General features: G+C 75.5%; 13 protein-coding genes and 1 tRNA gene. 4 read left to right on the top strand and 10 right to left on the bottom strand.

The features are described 5' to 3' along the window. Nucleotides 1-7 precede the first annotated feature (7 nt). Genes dop through MLUT_RS17430 form a run of 5 tightly spaced genes read right to left on the bottom strand, consistent with a single transcriptional unit; the run spans nt 8 to nt 6,432 of the window. Nucleotides 8-1,735, bottom strand: a complete 1,728-nt coding sequence (gene dop, locus MLUT_RS17450) for a depupylase/deamidase Dop (RefSeq protein WP_010078667.1) — start codon at nt 1,733-1,735, stop codon at nt 8-10. Next, nucleotides 1,732-3,486, bottom strand: coding sequence for a proteasome ATPase (gene arc, locus MLUT_RS17445; RefSeq protein ID WP_010078668.1), 1,755 nt, complete (start codon nt 3,484-3,486; stop codon nt 1,732-1,734). The genes dop and arc overlap by 4 nt, the downstream gene beginning before the upstream one ends. Continuing rightward, a complete protein-coding gene (locus MLUT_RS17440; RefSeq protein WP_012750880.1) occupies nt 3,487-4,551 on the bottom strand; it encodes a tRNA (adenine-N1)-methyltransferase in 1,065 nt (354 codons plus the stop codon). A 16-nt stretch (nt 4,552-4,567) separates the two neighbouring features. After that, nucleotides 4,568-5,695, bottom strand: a complete 1,128-nt coding sequence (locus tag MLUT_RS17435; RefSeq protein WP_010078671.1) for a site-2 protease family protein — start codon at nt 5,693-5,695, stop codon at nt 4,568-4,570. Next, nucleotides 5,692-6,432 carry an HAD family hydrolase gene (locus MLUT_RS17430; RefSeq protein ID WP_012750879.1) on the bottom strand — a complete coding sequence of 247 codons (741 nt, stop codon included), beginning with the start codon at nt 6,430-6,432 and terminating at the stop codon, nt 5,692-5,694. Before MLUT_RS17430 ends, MLUT_RS17435 begins: the two co-directional genes overlap by 4 nt. 92 nt (nt 6,433-6,524) lie before the next feature. Here MLUT_RS17430 and MLUT_RS17425 point away from each other — a divergent pair, with 92 nt between their 5' ends. After that, nucleotides 6,525-7,475: a proteasome assembly chaperone family protein gene (locus MLUT_RS17425; protein WP_010078674.1), complete on the top strand. Its 951-nt coding sequence runs from the start codon at nt 6,525-6,527 to the stop codon at nt 7,473-7,475. Nucleotides 7,476-7,497: 22 nt separating this feature from the next. Here MLUT_RS17425 and mshC read toward each other — a convergent pair whose 3' ends face one another. The 3 genes from mshC to MLUT_RS17410 all read right to left on the bottom strand — a co-directional run bounded on the left by mshC (nt 7,498) and on the right by MLUT_RS17410 (nt 9,952). Beyond that, on the bottom strand, nt 7,498-8,766 hold the full coding sequence (gene mshC, locus MLUT_RS17420) for a cysteine--1-D-myo-inosityl 2-amino-2-deoxy-alpha-D-glucopyranoside ligase (protein ID WP_010078675.1): 1,269 nt from the start codon (nt 8,764-8,766) through the stop codon (nt 7,498-7,500). A gap of 64 nt (nt 8,767-8,830) precedes the next feature. Next, the gene (locus MLUT_RS17415) at nt 8,831-9,664 is read right to left on the bottom strand and encodes an undecaprenyl-diphosphate phosphatase (protein ID WP_010078676.1); all 834 of its coding nucleotides are present in this window, start codon (nt 9,662-9,664) and stop codon (nt 8,831-8,833) included. Between the two features lie 69 nt (nt 9,665-9,733). Then, nucleotides 9,734-9,952, bottom strand: a complete 219-nt coding sequence (locus MLUT_RS17410; RefSeq protein ID WP_036315190.1) for a hypothetical protein — start codon at nt 9,950-9,952, stop codon at nt 9,734-9,736. A gap of 93 nt (nt 9,953-10,045) precedes the next feature. Between MLUT_RS17410 and MLUT_RS17405 the strand changes: the two genes are divergently transcribed. Beyond that, complete coding sequence (locus MLUT_RS17405) at nt 10,046-10,285, top strand: DUF5703 family protein (RefSeq protein ID WP_010078677.1); 240 nt, start codon at nt 10,046-10,048, stop codon at nt 10,283-10,285. A gap of 52 nt (nt 10,286-10,337) precedes the next feature. Here the strand turns inward: MLUT_RS17405 and MLUT_RS17400 are convergent, their stop codons facing one another. After that, a complete protein-coding gene (locus MLUT_RS17400; RefSeq protein WP_012750878.1) occupies nt 10,338-11,663 on the bottom strand; it encodes a M20/M25/M40 family metallo-hydrolase in 1,326 nt (441 codons plus the stop codon). Nucleotides 11,664-11,779: 116 nt separating this feature from the next. Here MLUT_RS17400 and MLUT_RS17395 point away from each other — a divergent pair. Together MLUT_RS17395 and malQ are read left to right on the top strand one after the other, a co-directional pair. Then, nucleotides 11,780-11,863, top strand: a tRNA-Leu gene (locus tag MLUT_RS17395). Nucleotides 11,864-11,948: 85 nt separating this feature from the next. Next, the gene (gene malQ / locus MLUT_RS17390; protein ID WP_012750877.1) at nt 11,949-15,458 is read left to right on the top strand and encodes a 4-alpha-glucanotransferase; all 3,510 of its coding nucleotides are present in this window, start codon (nt 11,949-11,951) and stop codon (nt 15,456-15,458) included. Nucleotides 15,459-15,521: 63 nt separating this feature from the next. Here the strand turns inward: malQ and MLUT_RS17385 are convergent, their stop codons facing one another. Beyond that, nucleotides 15,522-16,415 (bottom strand): MaoC family dehydratase, encoded by an 894-nt coding sequence (locus MLUT_RS17385; RefSeq protein WP_010078680.1) that lies wholly within the window; start codon nt 16,413-16,415, stop codon nt 15,522-15,524. Between the last annotated feature and the right edge of the window lie 2 nt (nt 16,416-16,417).

The following is a 16,417-nucleotide window of genomic DNA, read 5'->3' as shown; positions in this document are numbered from 1 at the left end:
CCTCGCCTCAGGCCCGCGCGCCGAACAGCGGCGGCAGCGTGGCCACGAGCGCCTCGTCGTCGGGCCGGGGCGCGGCGGCGTCCTCCCACCAGCCGGGCAGGTCCACGGCGGCGCCGACCAGCGGCTCGGCCAGGTGCAGCCGGTGCACCCGCTCCCCCGCCCCGCGCAGCAGCAGCGTCTCCCACGCGGCGCCGGCCACGCGGTCACCGTGGCGGCCCACGAGGTTGCCGCGGGTCCACGCGCGGGTGGCCCGCGGCGGCGTGGCGACGGCGGCACGGATCTCCGCCTCGTCGGCGAGCGTCCGGAGCGCGCCGGCGGCCACGAGCCGGCGGTGCAGGGAGCGGGCCGGGCGCAGGTCGGCGTACTGCAGGTCCACCATCGCGAGGCGGGGGTCGGTCCAGTCCGCACCCGCGCGGGCCCGCAGGCCCTCGAGGACGCGCAGCTTGGCGGCCCAGTCGGCGCGGTCGCTCAGGGACAGGGGATCCGCGGTGGCGTCGTCGAGGTCGATGGCCCAGGCCTCCAGCACCTCGCGCGTCTGCGGATCCGTCACCCCGAAGGCGGCGCAGTGGGCGCGGGCCGCGTCCAGGTAGGACCGCAGGATCTGCAGCCCGGTCCAGTGCCGGCGCACGGGGCCGTCCGCGGTGTGTTCGAGCAGCGGCACCGTGGCCCGCAGGCCCGGGTTTTGGCTGATCGTCTGCAGCGCGGCCACCGGGTCGTCCAGGGTGAGCCGGGGTGCCGTCCCGCCCTCGGCCATCGCGAGGACGAGCGCGGTCATGCCCATCCGCAGCCACGTGGCGTGCTGGCTCAGCGTCGCGTCACCGATGATCACGTGGAGTCGGCGGTAGGCCTCGGGACGGGCGTGCGGCTCGTCCCGCGTGTTGACGATCGGCCGGTGGATCGTGGTCTCCAGCCCCACGGGCTCCTCGAAGTAGTCGGCCCGCTGGGACAGCTGGAAGCCCGGCCGCTCCCCCGCCGGGCCGAGTCCCACGCGGCCCGCGCCCACCAGCACCTGCCGCGCCGCGAAGAACGGCAGCAGGACGGCGGCGAGCTCCTCGAAGTCGAGGGACCGGGCCACGAGGTAGTTCTCGTGCGCGCCGTAGGACTGGCCCTTGCCGTCCACGTTGTTCTTGTAGACCAGCACCTCCGGGGCGCCCTCGGCCTGGCCGATGTGCTCGGCCGCCGCCTGCGCGACCAGGTCCCCGGCGGCGTCCCAGACCATGGCGTCCCGCGGGGTGGTCGTCTCCGGCGACGAGTACTCCGGGTGCGCGTGGTCCACGTACCAGCGCGCGCCGTTGGCCAGCACGGTGGACAGCAGCAGGTGCACGGGCTCCCCGTCCGGGCCCACGAGCGCCTCGTCGGTCAGCTGCGAGGGGTGCGCCGCCGAACGCGGCAGCCGCCAGCCTCGCGCGTCCACGAGCGGCGACTCCCCCGTGTAGTCCCACTCCGTGCCGGCCACCGCCGAGCCGGAGCGGGTGACCAGGTCCGCGTACGCGTTGACGAGCTCCACCGAGAGCACGCTGTGGTGCGCCCCCGGGTTGGCCGGCGCGTGGATGCCGAACTCGGTCTCCGTGCCCATCACCCGGTGCACGCCCCAGCCGGCGGCGTCCCGCCCGTTCGGGGGCACGGCCGCGCCGTGGAACAGCCGACGCTGGCCCTCGAAGGCGGGGGTCGGGCCGACGTCGACGGCGGCGGCCCGGGCGAAGCCGTTTGCGGTCCCGCGGCCGAACGCGCTCATGCCTCGACCCCCCGGACCATGCGCAGCGAGCGCAGCCGAGGACCGCGCCAGCCGGAGGTGCGCGCCCACTCGGCGGGCGCGACCGTGGCCAGCAGGTCCGTCTGGTCCTCGAGCACCGCGGCCACGGCCTCGCGCAGGTGGCCCTCGCGGACGCCGAGCGCGGCCGGGGCCTGGCCGGCGGCCAGGTAGTCGCGGACCGCGTGCCGCTTGGCCCGGTCCACGACGTCGGCCACCACGGCGCCCGACACGAGGTCGGCCAGGTGCAGGGCGTGGGTCGTGCCGGACACGTCCGTCAGCTCCGCCAGCGCGGTGCCCGCGCCGCGGTCGTAGAGGGCGGCGACCGTCCGCGCGATGAGCGTCCCGCGGGCCGCGTCCGCGGAGCCGGCCGCGGCGACGTCGTCGGCGTGCAGGGGCACGTCCGCGGTGAGGTGCTTGGCCATGATCTCCGCGGCGCCGGCGGCGTCGGGACGGTCCACGCGGATCTTCACGTCCAGCCGGCCGGGGCGGAGCACGGCCGGGTCGATCATGTCCTCGCGGTTGGAGGCGCCGATGACGATCACGTTCTCGAGGGCCTCGACGCCGTCGATCTCGGTGAGCAGCTGCGGGACGATCGTGGTCTCCACGTCCGAGGAGACGCCGGAGCCGCGCGTGCGGAACAGCGACTCCATCTCGTCGAAGAAGATGACCACGGGGAAGCCGGCGTCGGCCTTCTCGCGGGCCCGGTCGAAGATGACGCGGATCTGCCGCTCGGTCTCGCCCACGTACTTGTTCAGCAGCTCGGGCCCCTTGACGTTGAGGAAGAACGAGCGCTCGCCGTCCGCGCTGCGGGCCGAGAGGGCGTTGGCCACGGCCTTGGCGAGCATGGTCTTGCCGGTGCCGGGCGGGCCGTACAGCATGATCCCCTTGGGGGCGCGCAGGCCGTGCTCGCGGTAGACCTCGGGGTGCAGGAACGGGATCTCGACGGCCTCGCGGATCCGGTCGATCTGCGGGCCGAGGCCGCCGATGTCCTCGAACGTGACGTCCGGGACCTCTTCGAGCAGCACCTCGTCCACCTCGGACAGCTCGACCCGCCGCAGCGCCCATTCGACGCGGGCGTCCACGGTGACGGCGTCCCCGTGGCGCAGCTCGACGCCCTCCAGCGCCGGCGCGCGCCGCACCACGCGCTCCTCGTCCGCCGTGCCGGCCAGGACGAGGCCGCCGTCGGGCAGCGCCTCCTTGACGCGCAGCAGCTGACCCGACCCCGTGCCCGGGGCGACGCCGACGATCGAGCTGGACTCGTCCAGCAGCACCTGGGCGCCGGGGGTGAGGCGGGCGGCGTCGAGCAGTGGGGAGACCGTCACGCGCAGCCGCCGGCCGTTCTGCACGACGTCCGCTCCCCCGCGCACCACGGCGCCGGTCTCCACGCCCTCCTCGGGCTCGCGCGGGGCGTGGACGGCCTCGAGGGTGGCGAAGGTGAACGGCGGATGCGTGACGGCGTCCAGGTTCTCCTTGAGCGTGGCGATCTCGGCGCGCGTGGCCTCGAGCAGCTCGACCATGCGCCGGTTGTTGCGGGCGGCCGTCTGCGTCTGGGCCTCGGCGGCCCGACGGCGTTCGCTCAGGCCGGCGGCGTGCCGCTGGGCGGACTGCAGCTGGTGCCGCAGCCGTTCGGCCTCGGCCTGGGACTGCCGCAGCAGCTCCCGCGCCTCGGCGAGGCGCTGCTCGGCGTGCTCCGTGCCTGATTGCGCGTGGTGGTCCACCGGTGCTCCGTCCACTCAGTCCTGCTCCCCGGTCGGGGTCCTCCCACCGTACGCGTCCACGCCCTGCTCGGCGGCGCGTGACCGCGCGGCCATGAGGCGGGCCTCCTTCGCCGCCTTGCGCGCCTTCTTGTCCGTGACCGGCCGTTCGCCGAGGGCCTCGGGCGTCCACCGGGCCTCGTCGGCCGGCTGCCAGGCCTCGACGTCCTCGGCCTTGAACTCGGAGACCTTGGAGCGCTTCTTCAGCCGCAGCGCCTCCTCGCCCGAGGCCAGGCGGCGGGCCGTGAGGAGGAAGCCGGTGTGCGCGACCATGCGGTGGTCGGGGCGCACGGCGAGCCCGTCCAGGTGCCAGCCGCGCACGAGCGTCTCGTTGGCCTCGACCTGCGTGAACCGGCCCGAGTCCCGGATGGCCTCGGCCACGCGGGAGAGCTGGGTGGCGGTGGCCACGTAGTTCAGCCACACACCGCCGGGGGCCAGGACCTCGGCGACGGCGTCGAGGCATTCCCAGGGGGCCAGCATGTCCAGGACCACCCGGTCCACGGAGCCCGGCTCGTGGACCTTGGGCATCTCCTCCTGCGCGTCGCCGAGATGCACCGACCAGGCGGGATGCTCGGCGCCGAAGAAGGCCTCCACATTGGCCCGGGCGACGTCCGCGAACTCCGGGCGGCGCTCGTAGGAGTGCAGGCGACCGTGGTCGCCCACGGCGCGCAGCAGAGACATCGACAGGGCGCCGGAGCCCACGCCGGCCTCGACCACGACGGCGCCCGGGAAGATGTCCGCCTGCTGCACGATCTGCGCCGCGTCCTTCGGGTAGACCACCGTGGCGCCGCGGGGCATGGACAGGACGAAGTCGTTCAGCAGGGGGCGCAGCACCTGGTACGGCTGGCCGGCCGAGTTCTCGACCACGACGCCCTCGAAGCCGCCGATCAGGTCGTCGTGCCGCAGCACGCCCTGGTAGCTGTGGAACTCCCCGCCGGGCAGCAGGGTGATCGTGTTGAGGCGGCCCTTCGCGTCCTTGATCTGCACGCGCTGGCCGGCCCGCAGGGGGCCGCGGCGCGCGCTCACGCCGGTGGGTTCGGTCATGGGGGGCTCCTTCGGTTCAGGGACGCCGCGTCGCGTCGACGGCGGCGAGGATCGTCTCGCGGGGCACCACGGAGCGCACGAGGCCGTGCGCGTCGGTCAGCACCCACACGGGGGTCTGGGGGTCGGCCAGACGGGCGGCCAGGTCGGGACCGGCGGCGGGGACGTCATCGCGGACGAGGACGGCCTCCGGGGCCAGCGCGACGGCGACCGCGGCCAGGGCGGTGGTCGTGCGGCGCGCCGGGGTCAGGCCCGCCGCGGCCGCGAGGTCCAGCACGCCGCGGGGCCGACCGGCCCCGTCCACGGCCACGACGGCGCGGCGGCCGCCGTCCGCCTGGGCCAGGGCCTCGGCGACGCTGAGGTGCTCGGGCAGGGCGACGGCGGGCGCCTCGACCTGTTCGAGCCGCAGGGTCTCCAGCCGGCGGCTCCAGCGCCCGTGGCGCACGGCGTCGTCCGCGCCCCGCCACAGGGTGAGGGCGACCCAGGCCGCCAGGACGACGACGAACAGGTCCGGCGCGCGGCCCGCGAGGATCGGGGGGCCGAGCACCGCCGCGAGGACGCCCACCGCGACGACGCGCCCGGCCCAGCCGGCCGCCTCGACGCCGCGGGCCCGGGAGCCGGTGGCGGCCCAGACGGCGGACTCGACCATGCGGCCGCCGTCGAGCGGGGTGCCCGGCAGCGCGTTGAACGCGGCCAGGAGGAGGTTGGCCCACACCGTGACCTCGAGCAGCAGGGCGGGGACGGACGGGCCGGGCACGGCGCCGGCCGCCAGGTGGGCGAGGCCCGCGAGCACGAGGTTCGCGGCGGGGCCGGCCATCGCGGTGAGCACCGTGTCCAGCGGTCGGGAGGACGGGCTGCGGAACTGGGTGTGCCCGCCCCACAGGGTGAGCGCGATCTCCTCGGTGCGCTGGCCGAAGGCGCGGCCGGTGAGGGCGTGGGCGGCCTCGTGGACCAGGACGGAGAGGGCCAGGAGCACGGCGTACCCCAGGGCCACCCCGTAGGCGCCGGCGCCGATCGAGGGCAGCGCGCGCTGGATCTGCGGGCCGAACGCGAGGGTGATGACCGCGGCGATCAGGAGCCAGGACCAGGACAGGCGCACCGGTGCGCCGGCGATCGTGCCCAGCCGGACGGAGGCGGGCCCGCTCATCCGGCCCCGTCCGCCCCGGGCCGGCGCGCGGCAGCGATCCGACGGACCGCGGCGAGGTCGGCCGGCGTGCGGCCGGCGAGCGTCGTCCACTCGACGGTCGCGAGCCCTGCCGGCAACGGCAGCACGCTGGGCACGCCGACCGTCGGCAGGCCCGCGGCCACGGCCGCGCCGACGCCCACCGGGGAGTCCTCGACCGCCACACAGTCGGCGGCCGTCAGCCCCGGTGTCCGCTCGGCCAGCAGCTGCAGGCCCAGCCGGTACGCCTCCGGGTCGGGCTTGCCCCGGGAGACCATGTCCCCCGAGACGACGACGTCCAGCGTGCCCGCCGGCGCCCGCTCGGCCAGCGCGCGGGCCAGCGGGGCGTGGGACATCGTCACGAGGGCGCCCGGCACGCCGGCCTCGGCGAGCGCCACGAGCAGCTCCCGGGCGCCCGGCCGCCACGGCACCCCGTTGACGACCCCCTGGACGACCTCGTCCATCGTCAGGTCGATGATCCGCTGCACGGGCAGGTCCAGCCCGGCCGCCTGCAGGCGGCGCGCCCCCTCGTCCAGGGGGCGTCCCACGAGGGAGGCGGCCAGGTCCTCCGACCAGGTGCCGCCGTGCTCGACCACCAGCCGGCGCTGGACGGCGTTCCACAGGGGCTCGGTGTCCACGAGGGTGCCGTCCATGTCCCACAGGACGGCGCGCGGCAGGCGGCGGGCACGGTCGTCCGGGGCGGGCGCGGGGTGGCGGGGCATGGAGTGCATCCTATCGAGCGCCGCCGCCGGGGGTGTGCCGGGCGGGTCGCGGGCCGTGACCCCGTCGTCGGGCCGTGTCTAGGCTGGCCGCCATGACCGACGCTACCTCCGAGGACCAGCCGGACGACGCCCTGGGCCCGCTGCGGACCCACCTGACGGCGACCGTGGACGCGCTCGAGGCCGGGCGGCGGGCCCCCACGGTCCTGCTGCTGGCCTTCGAGGGGTGGAACGACGCCGGGGAGGCCGCGACCGGGGCCCTGGGCGCGCTGCGGGAGCAGTGGGACGCGGCGGACGCGGGACGGGTGTGCGACGGCGAGTTCTACGACTACCAGGTCACCCGGCCGCTGGTCCGGCGCGACGCCGACGGGCTGGGGACGCTGGACTGGCCTGCGGTCGCCCTGCACGAGGCGCTCCTGGACCGTGAGGGTCGGCCCGTCGCGGGCGAGGCCGCCCCGCCGGACGGGGTGCGCGTGCTCCTCGCCGTCGGCGTGGAGCCGAACGTGCGGTGGCGCGCGTTCCTCGAGGAGCTGTTCACGGCGGCCGACGCGCGTGACGTGGACGCCGTCGTGACGCTGGGCGCGTTGCTGGCGGACGTGCCCCACACCCGGCCCCTGCGCGCCCGCCCGACCTCGCCGCTCGTGGACGTGCGGGTGGCCGTCGGTGCGGACCGTCCGGTCTACGAGGGGCCCACCGGGATCATCGGCGTCGTCGCGGACGAGGCCGCGCGCCGCGGCCTGCCGAGCCTCTCGCTGTGGGGGACGGTGCCCCACTACGTGGCGCAGGCGCCCTCCCCCAAGACGCTGCTCGGGCTGGTCGAGGCGGTCGAGGACCTGCTGCACGTGAGCGTGTCCACGCGCGGGCTCGAGGACGACGCGAGGGCCTGGCAGCGCGGCGTCGACGAGCTGGCCGCCGAGGACCCCGACGTCGCCGCCTACGTCCGGCAGCTCGAGGAGGCCCAGGACACGCAGCAGCTGCCGGAGGCCTCGGGCGAGTCGATCGCGCGGGAGTTCGAGCGCTACCTGCGCGGGCGCGGCGGACGCTGACGCCCGGCCGCGCCCGGCGGGGTCAGCGCAGGCGCAGACCCAGCAGCGCCGCCACGACGTCCACGACCGGCACCGGGTCGGCGGCGGTCTCGACCAGGCCCGGCAGGGTGCCGGCCGCCCATGCGTCGAGGGCCTCCAGCGCGCGGGGGGCGTCGAGGTCGTCCGAGAGCGCCGCGTGGACCGCGTCCAGCACGGCGACGCCGGCGGCGGCATGCGGTCCGTCCAGGGCGGCGCGCCAGCGGGTCACCCGCGCCTGGGCGTCGGTCAGCACCTGCTCGGACCACTCCCAGTCCGACCGGTAGTGGTGCGCGAGGATCGCCGCGCGGACGGCCACCGGCTCGACGCCCCGCGCCCGCAGGCGGGAGACGAGTTCGAGGTTGCCGAGGGACTTGGACATCTTCTCGCCGTCCAGGGCCACCATGCCGGTGTGCGCGTAGGTGTGCGCGAGCGGCAGGCCGTCGACGGCGGTGGCGTGCGCGGCGGAGAACTCATGGTGCGGGAACCGCAGGTCGGAGCCGCCGCCCTGCACCGTGAACGGCGCCGGCAGGTGGGCCCGGGAGATCACGGAGCACTCGATGTGCCAGCCGGGCCGGCCGGAGCCGAGCGACCGCCCATCCCAGGCGGGCTCGCCCTCGCGGTGCACGCGCCACAGCAACGGATCCAGCGGGTCGCGCTTGCCGGGGCGGTCGGGGTCGCCTCCCCGCTCCGGGAACACCGCGGCCATCTCGTCCAGGTCCATCGCGGAGACCTGCCCGAGGCGCCAGTCGGTCGCGGACTGGGCCGAGCGGACGTCGAAGTAGACGTCCCCCTCGGGCTCGCCGTCGCCGCCCGGCACGCGGTAGGCCCGGCCCGCCGCCAGCATCGTCTCGACGGCGTCCACCACCAGGCCCACCGCCTCGGTCGCGCCGACGTAGTGATCCGGGGCGAGCACCTCGAGGGCGGCCATGTCCGCACGGAACAGGTCGGTCTGCTCCTCGGCGAGAGCGCGCCAGTCGACGCCGGTCGCCTCGGCCCGCTCGAGCAGGGGGTCGTCCACGTCGGTCACGTTCTGGACGTAGGCGACCTCGAGACCGGCCGCGCGCCAGTAGCGGTGCAGCAGGTCGAAGGCCACATAGGTGCTCGCGTGGCCGAGATGCGTCGCGTCGTACGGGGTGATCCCGCAGACGTACAGCGAGGCGCGCCGGCCGTCGTTGCCCGGATGCCGGGTCCGTCCCGTGGCGGTGTCATGCAGCCGCAGCCGGTCGGGGCGGCTCGGCACGGTGGGCGGGGCGGGGGTGCTCCAGGACTTCACGGGACTCCTCACATCGGGGTGGTTCGGCGGGGCCGGGCCGTCCTGCCCGGTGGCGGGAGCGGGCTCAGGCGCTGATGACGCCCGCGCCCAGCAGGGCGAACAGGACGCCGCCCAGGAGGATGCGGTACCAGACGAACGGCAGGTACGAGTTGGTGCTGATGAAGCGCATGAGCCAGGCGATGACCGCGTAGGCCACCACGAAGGCGACCGCGGTCGCGACCAGCGTCTCCCCCATGCCGTACGGGCCCTGCGTGCCGGGATCGGTGAGCGAGGTGTACAGCTTGTACAGGCCGGAGGCGAACACGGCGGGCACCGCCAGCAGGAACGCGTAGCGGGTGGCGGCGGGCCGGGTGTAGCCCATGGCCAGGCCGGCCGCGATGGTGCCGCCGGAGCGCGAGACGCCCGGGATCAGCGCGAGGGCCTGGGCCAGGCCGTAGAGGACGCCGTCCCGCACGGTGAGCTTCTCGAGCGGCTTCGTCTGGCGCCCGAGCCGGTCCGCCAGGGCGAGCAGGACGCCGAACACGATGAGCATGGTCGCCGTGATCCACAGCGACCGGAACTCCGTGTCGATCCAGTCCTCGAGCAGCAGGCCCAGGACCGCGATCGGGATCGAGCCCACGATGATCAGCCAGCCCATCCGCGCATCGGGGTCCGAATGCGGGATCCGCCCCGTGACCGCGGCGGACCACCGGCCGATGATGCGGGTGATGTCGCGCCAGAAGTAGATGAGGACGGCCAGCTCGGTGCCGAGCTGCGTGATGGCCGTGAACGCCGCGCCCGGGTCGGTCGCGGAGGGGAGGAACTCGCCCACGATGCGGATGTGGGCGGAGGAGGAGATGGGCAGGAACTCGGTGAGGCCCTGTACCAGGCCCAGGATGATGGCTTCGATCCACGTCACGGAGGGTCACTGTACGCCACGGCCCCGGGCGGGAACCCGGGGCCGTGCGGTCCGTCACGAGCAGGACGGTCAGTCGTCGTCGTCCTCGTCGTCGAAGAGGTCGAGCGGGGTGACCTCCTCGGTGTCCGCGTACAGGGCGTCCTCGTAGGCCTCGAAGGCGTCGGCCACGGCGAAGAAGGCGGCTTCGACGGCGGGGTCGTCCTCGCCCCGCTTGTTCTGCGCGGCCACGAGGTGTTCGTTCAGGGCGGTGGTGAGGGCCTCGAGGGCCATGCGGGCGTCAGAGCTCATGGGTGAACGGTAACCCGGTGGCCGGTGACGCGGCCAGGGGTGGGCCGTACGGGACCGACCGCCGGACCCGACGCCGTCTGCCAGGATGGGCGGGTGCGTGAACAGCTGATGTCCTCGACCCTCGACGCGATCTCCCGCGGACAGAAGTGGGAGTACCTGGTGATGACGGTCGCCCCCCACGAGTCCCTCGCCGACGCCCGGCGGCGTCTCGTGGAGCACGCGGAGTACGGCCAATGGGAGCTGCAGCGCTCCGTGCACTATCGCGACGGGGCGCGCCGCTACTGGATGCGCCGCCGCGTGATGCGCGTGGCCTCGACCCTGCAGACCCTCTGAGGCGCGGTCGCGACGACGACGCCCCGGCCGTCGTCGCCGCCCGCGGCCCGGATCAGCGCGGCTCCAGCATCCGCTCGAGCACCCGGCAGCCGAACTCGAGTGCGTCCACGGGCACCCGCTCGTCGATGCCGTGGAACAGGGACGTGAAGGCCAGGTCGGCGGGCAGGCGCATGGGCGCGAAGCCGTAGCCGGTGATGCCCAGCCGGGAGAGGGACTTGTTGTCCGTGCCCCCGCCGAGCATGAACGGCAGCACCTGGGCCTCGGGGTCCTCCGCCTGCAGCGAGGCGATCATCAGCTCCACCAGGTCCCCGGAGAAGGGGGTCTCCAGGGCGACGTCCCGGTGCTCGGGTTCGATGGTCACGCCCGGACCGGCGAGCTCGGCGATCGTGGCGAGGGCGGACTCCTCCTCCCCGGGGATCAGGCGGACGTCCACGGTGCCGGTGGCCGAGGACGGGATGACGTTGTGCTTGTAGCCGGCGGTCAGCCCCGTCGGGTTGGACGAGGTGCGCAGGGTGCCGGCCACCCAGGACCGGGCCTGCCCGAGCGCGTCGAGCTGCGGCGTCGGGTCCGTCTCGTCGAAGTCCACGCCCATGATCTCGGCCACCTGTTCGAGCAGCGCGCGCGTGGTCTTGGTGTACACGAGCGGCCACTCGTGCCCGCCGATGCGGGTCATGGCGCCGGCCAGCCGGGTGACCGCGTTGTCCGGGTGCGGGGCCGAGCCGTGCCCGGGGGCGCCCTGCGCGGTGAGGTTGAGCCAGGCGAGCCCCTTCTCCGCGGTCTGCACGAGGTAGGCGCGCGAGCCGTGCACCTCGGTGGAGAAGCCCCCCACCTCGGAGATCGCCTCGGTGCACCCGTCGAACACCTCGGGGTGGTGGTCCACGACCCAGCGTGCGCCGTAGACGCCGCCGGCCTCCTCGTCGGCGAAGAACGCGACCGTCAGGGGGCGCCGCGGCCGGCGGCCCGTGCGGACCAGGTGCAGCAGCACTGCGAGCACCATGGCGTCCATGCCCTTCATGTCCACGGCGCCGCGCCCCCAGATCATGCCGTCCTTGAGCTCGGCGCCGAACGGGTCCACGCTCCACTCGTCCGCCTCGGCGGGGACCACGTCCGTGTGCCCGTGGATGACGAGCCCCGGCGCCTCCGGATCCCAGCCCGGGAGGTGCCCGACGACGGAGACCCGGCCCGGCGCCGACTCGAAGAAGCGGGGGGTCATCCCCGCCTCGGTCATGAGCCGGGCGCAGTACTCCGCGGCCTCGGGCTCACCGACGGAGACGTTGCCCCCGCGGTTGGTGGTGTCGATCCGGATGAGGTCGCGGCAGATCTCCACGACGCGGTCCTCGGGGCTCGAGCGGGCGGGGTTCTCGATGTTCTCGACCATGGTTTTGAGCCTAGCCCGAACCCGTGCTATCTTTCTCGAGTTGCCCGGAGCGGGACGGACCGGACAGGACCGGAACGCGGTGGGCGACGGAGCCCCTCCCAGGGCTCCACCGATGAGCGCGAGTGGCGGAATTGGTAGACGCGCAGCGTTGAGGTCGCTGTGTCCGCAAGGACGTGGGGGTTCAAGTCCCCCCTCGCGCACCGCTCGTCGAGCAGCAGGGCCCCGGTCGTCACGACCGGGGCCCTGCGTGTTCTCCCGTCCGGGGTCCCCTCTAGAGTGGTGTCCGTGCGACGGCAGGCGCCGTCGGTGGAACCGCACGACGGCATGGAGGACCCGATGGCCCTGGAAGCCCCCGCACTGCTGCACCGGCTCGCGCGAGCCCACGGGGTGCAGCCCGAGTACGTCGGGCAGGACGGCTCGGCCCAGACCGTGCCGGACGAGGCCCTCGTGAAGGTGCTCGCCGCCCTCGGCGTGTCGGTCCGACCGGACGGGGTCGCGGCTCTGGCCGAAGCGGTGGAGGAGGCGGAGACGGCCCCCTGGCGGGACGTGCTCCCGCCCACCGTCGCCGCCCGGTCCGGTCACCGCCTGTCCGTGCCGTGCCACGTGGCCGCGGGCGAGCCGGTCGTGGCCCGCGTGCACACGGAGGACGGGCGGACCCTCGAAGTGAGCGTGAGCGAGCCGGTGTCCGAGGTCCGTCTGGTCGACGGCGTCGAGCGCGAGCGCGTCCACGTGCAGATCCCCGCCGACCTCGCCCCGGGCTGGCACCGGCTGGAGGTGACCAGCGGCTCCGGCTCCACCGCCTCCGCGGTCCTGGTCTGCGCCCCGACCCGGCTGGGCACGGCGCGTCCCTTCCTCGAGCGCCGCGGCTGGGGCGCGGCCGCGCAGGGCTACTCGGTGACCTCGGCGGACTCGTGGGGCATCGGCGACGCGGCGGACATGGCGTCCCTGGCCGAGATCGTCGCCCGGCACGGTGCCGACTTCCTGCTGCTGCACCCCCTGCACGCGGTCGAGCCCGGCCCCCACCCGGCGGACTCCCCCTACTCCCCCGTCTCCCGTCGGTTCCTCTCGGCGCTGGTCGTGCACGTGCCCTCGATCCCCGAGTTCGCCGACCTGCCCGCCACGGAGCAGGCGGAGCTGCGGTCGGCCGGCTCTCGCGTCCAGGCAGAGCTGGAGCGCACCGGCCGGATCGACCGGGCCGCCGTCGCCGCCGTCCTGTGGCCCGCACTGCGCCGCGTGCACGAGGTGCCCCGCTCCCCCGAGCGCGAGGCCGCCTACGCGCGGTTCCGCGCCGAGGCCGGACCGGGCCTGGACGACTTCGCCCTCTGGTCCGTCCTGCGGCTGGACGGCGACGGCACCGGGCCCGATCTCGCCGACCCGGCCTGGGCGCCGGGCGGGGTCGAGGCCGAGCGGGTCCGCGTCGAACGCGCGACCGACGTCGACCTGCACCGCTGGGTGCAGTGGATCGCCGCGGAGCAGCTCGCCGGCGTGCAGGAGCGGGCCCGGGCGGCCGGCATGCGCATGGGCGTCATGGTGGACCTGGCGGTGGGGGCGACCCGCGAGACCGCGGACGCGTGGATGCTCGGGGACGTGCTGGTGCCGACCATGTCCGTCGGCGCGCCGCCGGAGCTGTTCAACCAGCTGGGCCAGGACTGGTCGCAGCATCCCTGGCATCCGCGCCGTCTGGCCGAGACCGGCTACGCCGCGTTCCGGGACATGCTGCGCACCGTGCTGCGCGGCGCGGGCGGCATCCGGATGGACCACGTCCTGGGGCTGTTCCGCCTGTGGTGGATCCCGGAGGGCGCCGGCGCCACCCAGGGCGCATACGTCGAGTACGACCACGAGGCGATGCTCGCCGTGCTCACGCTTGAGGCCGAGCGGGCCGGCGTCGTCGTGGTGGGCGAGGACCTCGGCACGTTCGAGCCGTGGGTGCAGCGCCGCCTGGCCGAGGCCGGTGTGCTCGGCACGTCGATCCTGTGGTTCGAACAGGAGGACGGGGAGCCCACCCCGCCGGAGCGCTACCGGCGGCTGGCCATGGCGGCGGTGAATACGCACGACCTGCCGCCCACGGCCGGCTACCTCGAGGGCGTCCAGGTGGACCTGCGCGAACGGCTGGGCCTCTACACCGTGGACGTCGCCGAGGAACGCCGCCGGTCGGCGGAGGAGGTGCGCGCGTTCCTCGCCGCCGCGGCCCGGCGCGGGCTGCTCGCCGAGGCGGACGTGGACGTCCCCGACGCCAGCCCCGAGGTGCGCGAACGCCAGATCGTGGCCCTGCACCGCCTGCTCGCGCAGGCGCCCTCGGCCCTGCACAGCGTGGCGCTCGTGGACGCTGTGGGCGAGCGGCGGATCCAGAACCAGCCCGGCACCCTCCAGGACCAGTACCCGAACTGGACCGTGCCGCTCGGCGACGGCGACGGACGGATGGTCTCCGTCGAGGACCTGGCGGACTCGGCGTCGGCGGCCCGGCTGTTCGACGCCGTGGACGCCGAACTGCGGGCGTCCGTGCCGGTGGGGATCGGGGTCAGCCTGCACACCTCCCCTCTGGCCCAGCCCGGCCGCGGCGACGCCGGCGGCATGAACGTCTACGTGCGGCAGGCCGCCGTGGCCCTGGCTCGCCGGGGCGTGCGGATGATCCTGCTGACCCGAGCGGAGGAGCCGGTGGGGCCGGACGGCGCACGGGTCCGGATGCTGGACGCAGGCGGGCAGGCCCCGCCGGTCACGGTGGTGGACCTCGCGGCCGGGCCGTCCGCTCCCGTGGCCAAGGCGGAGCTGGCGGGCCTCGGCGCCGAGTTCACCCGCGCAGCCCTGGACTGGCTCGCCTCGGACGCCGTACCGGGCGGTCCCGTCCTCGGTGGAGCGGACGCCCCCCCCGTCACGTTCGTCCACGGCCACTACTGGCTCTCCGGGTCCACCGCCGCGGCCCTGGCGCGGGCGGCCCACGCCCCGTACCTGCAGACCATGCACACCACGGCGGCGGCGAAGATGCTCGAGGACCCCGAGCTGCGCGAGCCGGCCGCGCGGATCGAGGCCGAGCGCGGGATCGTCGCGCGGGCCGACCTGCTCGTGGTCAACTCCGCCGCCGAGGCCGCCGACCTGCGCGAGCTGCTGGACGTGCCCCGCGCCCGCACCCGGGTGCTGCCCCCCGGGGCCGACCTCGAGACGTTCACGCCGGAGGGCGCCGCGCAGTGGCCGGGCGCACCGGACGACGACGGGGCCCTGCGCGTCCTGTTCGCCGGTCGCGTCCAGCGGCACAAGGGCCCGCACCTGCTCGTGGCCGCCCTCGGCGTGCTGCGCGAACGAGCCGGTGGCGCGGGCGCCGACCCGGGCGTGCGCCTGCACGTGAACGGGGCCGTCTCGGGGGACGACGAGCTGGACCTGGCGGGCCTGGCCGCGCGGGAGGGGGTCGCCGACCTGGTGACGTTCTCCGCGCCGGTGCCCGCGCCTGCCCTGGCCGCCCAGTTCCGGGCGGCGGACGTCGTGGCGATGCCGAGCGCGTCCGAGACCTACGGCCTGGTCGCCCTCGAGGCACAGGCCTGCGGCACGCCCGTGCTGGCGCACCGGGTCGGCGGACTGGTCTACGCGGTCCTCGACGGCGTCTCCGGCCGCCACGTGACGGCGGGCACCCCCGAGGCGTGGGCCGATGCCCTGGCCGAGATCCTGGCGGATCGTGCCGCCTGGGCCGCATTGGGGCCCGGCGCCGTGCGCCACGCCGCCGGTCACTCGTGGGAGGCCTACGCGGACGGGCTGCTCGAGGCCGTCGCGGCCGTGCCGCGGCGGTCGCCCATGCCGGACGCCTGAGCCGCCGCGGTCACCGGCCCGCCGGGACGGGAGGTCCCGGCGGGCCGACGCGTCGGCTGGCCGTCAGGACGTGAGCGGAGTGATCTCCCCGGAGAAGTGCGGGCGCCGGCGCCGCGCATCCCAGCCGCACACCCGCGTGCCGCCGTCGGGCCCGGGCTCATAGCGGACGGCCACGGTGGTCGGCAGCACGACGGGCGCCTCGAAGTCGATGTGCCAGCGGAAGCCCGCGCCGGTCGGCTCACGGCCCTCGAGCATCCGGGCGGCCAGGAACATCCCGTGGGCGATCGCGCCCTTCATGCCGAACAGTCGGGCCGAGACGCCCGTCAGGTGGATCGGGTTCCAGTCCCCGGAGACGCCCGCGTACCGGCGCCCGGCCCCCGTCCCGAAGCGCCACTGGGCGGTCGGCGTCGGGGGCACGAAGTCCTCGCGGACGGGCCGCTCGGGACGCAGGCCGGAGAGGCGGACGCCCTTGGCGAGGTACCGGGAGACGCCCTCCCACAGCAGTGCCTCCTCGCCGTCGTCGCCGGGCCCCTCGACGGTCACGACGACGTCCACAGCGGTGCCCGCGTGGTGCGGGACGAGGCCCACGGCACGCGCGGTGACGCGCAGGGGGGTCTCAGCCGGGACGGGCCGGTGGTGCAGGACGGTGTTGCTCAGATGCACCAGCCCGGGCAGGGGCAGCGGGAACTCGGGGTCGGCCATCAGCTCCATGGCCGCACCGAACACCTGGGTGTGCACCAGGACCGAGGGCAGGTCCGCCGGATCCGCGGACCCGACGGCCCCGCGCCACGCGGACACGGCCTCGGCCGGGATGCGGTGGCCGGTCACGACCACCTGGCGGTCCGGGAGCTCGCGGGGACGGCGCCGACGGACGACGGCGTCCATGGCGGCCTGCCCGGCGGCTCGGGCGTAGAGCCGGGCGAGGGAGGGTGGGGCGGACAGCTGCGTGGTCTGCATCC

Origin of the sequence: Micrococcus luteus NCTC 2665 (assembly GCF_000023205.1) — a bacterium.
Lineage (GTDB): Bacteria > Actinomycetota > Actinomycetes > Actinomycetales > Micrococcaceae > Micrococcus > Micrococcus luteus.
This window is presented reverse-complemented; position numbering and strand designations above follow the sequence as displayed.

Coding starts and splice junctions, on each gene's coding strand:
- dop (WP_010078667.1), bottom strand. CDS start 1,735: ATGAGCGCGTTCGGCCGCGGGACCGCAAACGGCTTCGCCCGGGCCGCC.
- MLUT_RS17440 (WP_012750880.1), bottom strand. CDS start 4,551: ATGACCGAACCCACCGGCGTGAGCGCGCGCCGCGGCCCCCTGCGGGCC.
- MLUT_RS17435 (WP_010078671.1), bottom strand. CDS start 5,695: ATGAGCGGGCCCGCCTCCGTCCGGCTGGGCACGATCGCCGGCGCACCG.
- MLUT_RS17430 (WP_012750879.1), bottom strand. CDS start 6,432: ATGCCCCGCCACCCCGCGCCCGCCCCGGACGACCGTGCCCGCCGCCTG.
- MLUT_RS17425 (WP_010078674.1), top strand. CDS start 6,525: ATGACCGACGCTACCTCCGAGGACCAGCCGGACGACGCCCTGGGCCCG.
- MLUT_RS17410 (WP_036315190.1), bottom strand. CDS start 9,952: ATGAGCTCTGACGCCCGCATGGCCCTCGAGGCCCTCACCACCGCCCTG.
- MLUT_RS17400 (WP_012750878.1), bottom strand. CDS start 11,663: ATGGTCGAGAACATCGAGAACCCCGCCCGCTCGAGCCCCGAGGACCGC.
- MLUT_RS17385 (WP_010078680.1), bottom strand. CDS start 16,415: ATGCAGACCACGCAGCTGTCCGCCCCACCCTCCCTCGCCCGGCTCTAC.